The sequence below is a fragment of the Mesorhizobium sp. M7A.F.Ca.CA.004.06.1.1 genome (genome assembly GCF_003999135.1).
Classification (GTDB): Bacteria; Pseudomonadota; Alphaproteobacteria; order Rhizobiales; family Rhizobiaceae; genus Mesorhizobium.
This window is the reverse complement of the sequence record NZ_RZPQ01000713.1, coordinates 1-3,052: the sequence shown is the minus strand read 5'-3', so window position 1 is coordinate 3,052 and position 3,052 is coordinate 1. Positions and strand designations below refer to the sequence as shown.

The 3,052-nt window shown below is 63.1% G+C and carries 2 protein-coding genes; both read left to right on the top strand.

Going from position 1 to position 3,052, the window contains the following annotated elements; all coding sequences use genetic code 11:
* On the top strand, positions 1 to 2,069 hold a 2,069-nt coding region (gene ligD / locus EN906_RS28875), incomplete at its 5' end, for a DNA ligase D (protein WP_127375554.1).
* Positions 2,070 to 2,296: 227 nt separating this feature from the next.
* The coding region (locus EN906_RS28870; protein ID WP_127375553.1) for a Ku protein at positions 2,297 to 3,052 on the top strand (756 nt) is incomplete at its 3' end.

The following is a 3,052-nucleotide window of genomic DNA, read 5'->3' as shown; positions in this document are numbered from 1 at the left end:
GGCTGAAGCCGAAACCCGGGGAAGACGAAAACAAGAAGAACTGGCTGCTGTTCAAGGAGCGCGACCTCGCCGCCGACACCGCGCTTGACATCCTCACGGCCCGGCCGGAAAGCGTCAAATCCGGATTGCGCATCGAGGAGTTGGCGGCGCCGGCGAAGCCAGCCGCCAAACCCGCGCCCAGACAGGGATCGCTGAAGCCCGGCACGCTGCCGGGTGCGTTCAAGGCCCCCATGCTTGCTCGTATCGAGCCGCAACTGGCGACGCAGGTGCCAAAACCACCGGATGGCGGGGACACAAGGGAAGTCTGGCTGCACGAAATCAAATTCGACGGCTACCGCACCATGGCGCATCTTACTGAGGGCGCGGTCAAGCTGATCACCCGTGGCGGCATCGACTGGACGAAGCGCTATGGCGACCTGCCGCATGCGTTCGCCAAACTGCCGTGCCGCGACGCCATCGTCGACGGCGAGATCGTGGTGCTCGATGCCAAGGGCATCAGCCGCTTCGCGCTGCTGCAGGATGCGCTGGCGCAGGGCGCCGGCAGCAAGCTCCATTTCTACGCCTTCGATCTTCTCCATCTCGACGGCTGGGACCTGACCAAGGCGCCGCTGGTCCGGCGCAAGGCGCTGCTGGCGCAGATGCTGTCGGGCCTCGGTGCCAATTCCGCCATCCAGTTCTCCGACCATGTCGAGGGCTCGGGGCAGGGGCTCTACGACCAGGCGTCGGAACTGGGGCTGGAGGGTGTCGTCTCCAAGCGCGCCACGGCCATCTATCAGAGCGGCCGAAGCAAAAGCTGGACCAAGACCAAGGCGTTGCTGTCGGACGACTTCGTCGTCGCAGGCTTCACCATCTCCGATGCGGCCGAAGGGCTGGCGGCGCTCGGCATGGCAGAGTTTGAGGATGGTGAATTGCATTATCGCGGCAAGGTCGGCACTGGTTTCGATGCCGCCACCGCCGGTGAGCTGCTCGCCAGGCTGGAGCCGCTGCGGGAAGGCGCCACCGCGCCCGAGGGCGTCCCGCGCGAAATCATGCGCGAGATGAACTGGGTGCGCCCGCTGCTGTCGGCGCGCATCCATTACGCCAACCGCACATCGGACAACGCACTGCGCCACGGCGTCTTCCGCGGTTTGAGAGATGTCGGCCTGTCGACGCCGGTCTCGTCCAAACGCAAGCGGCTGATCGCCGAGGCCGACCTTGCCACCATCTGGGTGACCAACCCGACGCGCCGGCTGTTCGGCAAGACCGGCCCGACCAAGCTCGACATCGCCGTCTATTATGCGCTGGTCGGCGATTTCATGCTGCCGCACATCCTCGGCCGGCCGGTGTCGCTGGTGCGCTGCCCGACCGGCCTGCCGAAGGATTGCTTCTTCCAGCGCCACGCCTTCACCGGTATGCCGCCCTCGGTGGTGACATTCGAGGCGACAAATTCGGAGGGCGAGACCAAATCCTATCTCTCGATCGAAGGCGCGAAAGGATATCTGGCGCTGGCGCAGTTCGGCGTCGTCGAGTTCCATACCTGGGGCACCCACCGCACCAGCCTCGACAGACCCGACCAGATCGTCCTCGACCTCGATCCGGGCGAGGGGATTTCATGGCGCGAGGTGGTCGAGGCCGCCGTGCACATCAAGGGCGAATTGGAGCGCCTGGGGCTGGTGCCGTTCGCCAAGACCTCCGGCGGCAGCGGCATCCACATCACCGTGCCGGTGACGGGCAAGCAGAACTGGAAGAAACTGCACCAGGCGACCAGCGCCATCGCCACGCATCTGGCGACAACGGCGCCGGACACCTTCACCACCACCATGGGCAAGGACAACCGCAAGAAGCGCATCTTCATCGATTATCATCGCAATGCGCGCGGCCACACCTCCGCAGCCCCTTATTCCTTGCGCGCCCGCACCAATCTGCCGGCCTCGACGCCGGTGAGCTGGAGCGATCTGGAATCCATCGATGCGCCGCAGTATCTGAACTATTCCTCCCTGCCGGGGCTGCTGGCGACGTCGGGCGATCCGTGGGCGGAGATCGACGAGTTCGCGCGGGATTTGCCGGTGTTCGAGGGAACGAGGAAGTAGTCGCGAGATGAGGGCGCAGTCCCGCCAGCGTCTCAATTCCAAGTCCATCGACGCTTCCGACAATTTGAATTATTCTCTCCGCCACGACCTCAAAGACGTACCGGAAGATTTCGTCAGGGATTTGCCTGTATCGTGTGGGGTCGGTGTAGGATTTCCTCGGCGCCAATCGTCCTTCGGACGAAAAGCGCTGCAGCAAATGTCAGTGCATGGCCGCGTAGGAGTGTTTCATGGCGCCCAGGGCAAGTTGGAAAGGTTACCTCAAACTCAGCCTCGTGAGCTGTCCGGTGCGGCTATATCCCGCCACCAGCGCCAGCGAGCGCATCAGCTTCAACCAGTTGCACAAGAAGACCCATAACCGCATCAACATGAAACCGGTCGACCCCGAATTGGGGCTCGTCGAGCGTGCTGATCTGGTCAAGGGCTACGAATACGAGGACAAGCAGTACATCATCATCGATGATGCCGATCTCGATGCGGTGCGCATCGAATCCAATCACACGATGAACATCGAGGCCTTCGTCGACGAGGACGAGGTCGATGTCATCTATCAGGACGCGCCCTACTACATGGCGCCCGACGGTGCGATGGCGGAAGAGACCTTTGCCGTGCTGCGCGAAGCGATGCGCAAATCCGGCAAGCTGGCGATCGCCCGCCTGGTGCTGTCCAGCCGCGAGCGCGTGGTGACGATCGGCGCGCGCGAGAACGGTATGTTCGTGTGTACATTGAGGAACCCGAACGAAGTACGCGGCACGGCTGAATATTTCGGCAACATCCCGGCTGGCAAGCCCGACCCCGAAATGCTGCAGCTCGCCGAGGCGCTGATCAAGCAGAAGGAAACCACCTTCGATCCGAAGAATTATGAGGACCGCTACGAGGCGGCACTCATGACGATGATCCGCGAGAAGCTGAAAGGCCACAAGCCGATCATCGCGGCGGCACCCGAGCGCGGCAATGTCATCAACCTGATGGATGCGCTGAAGGCC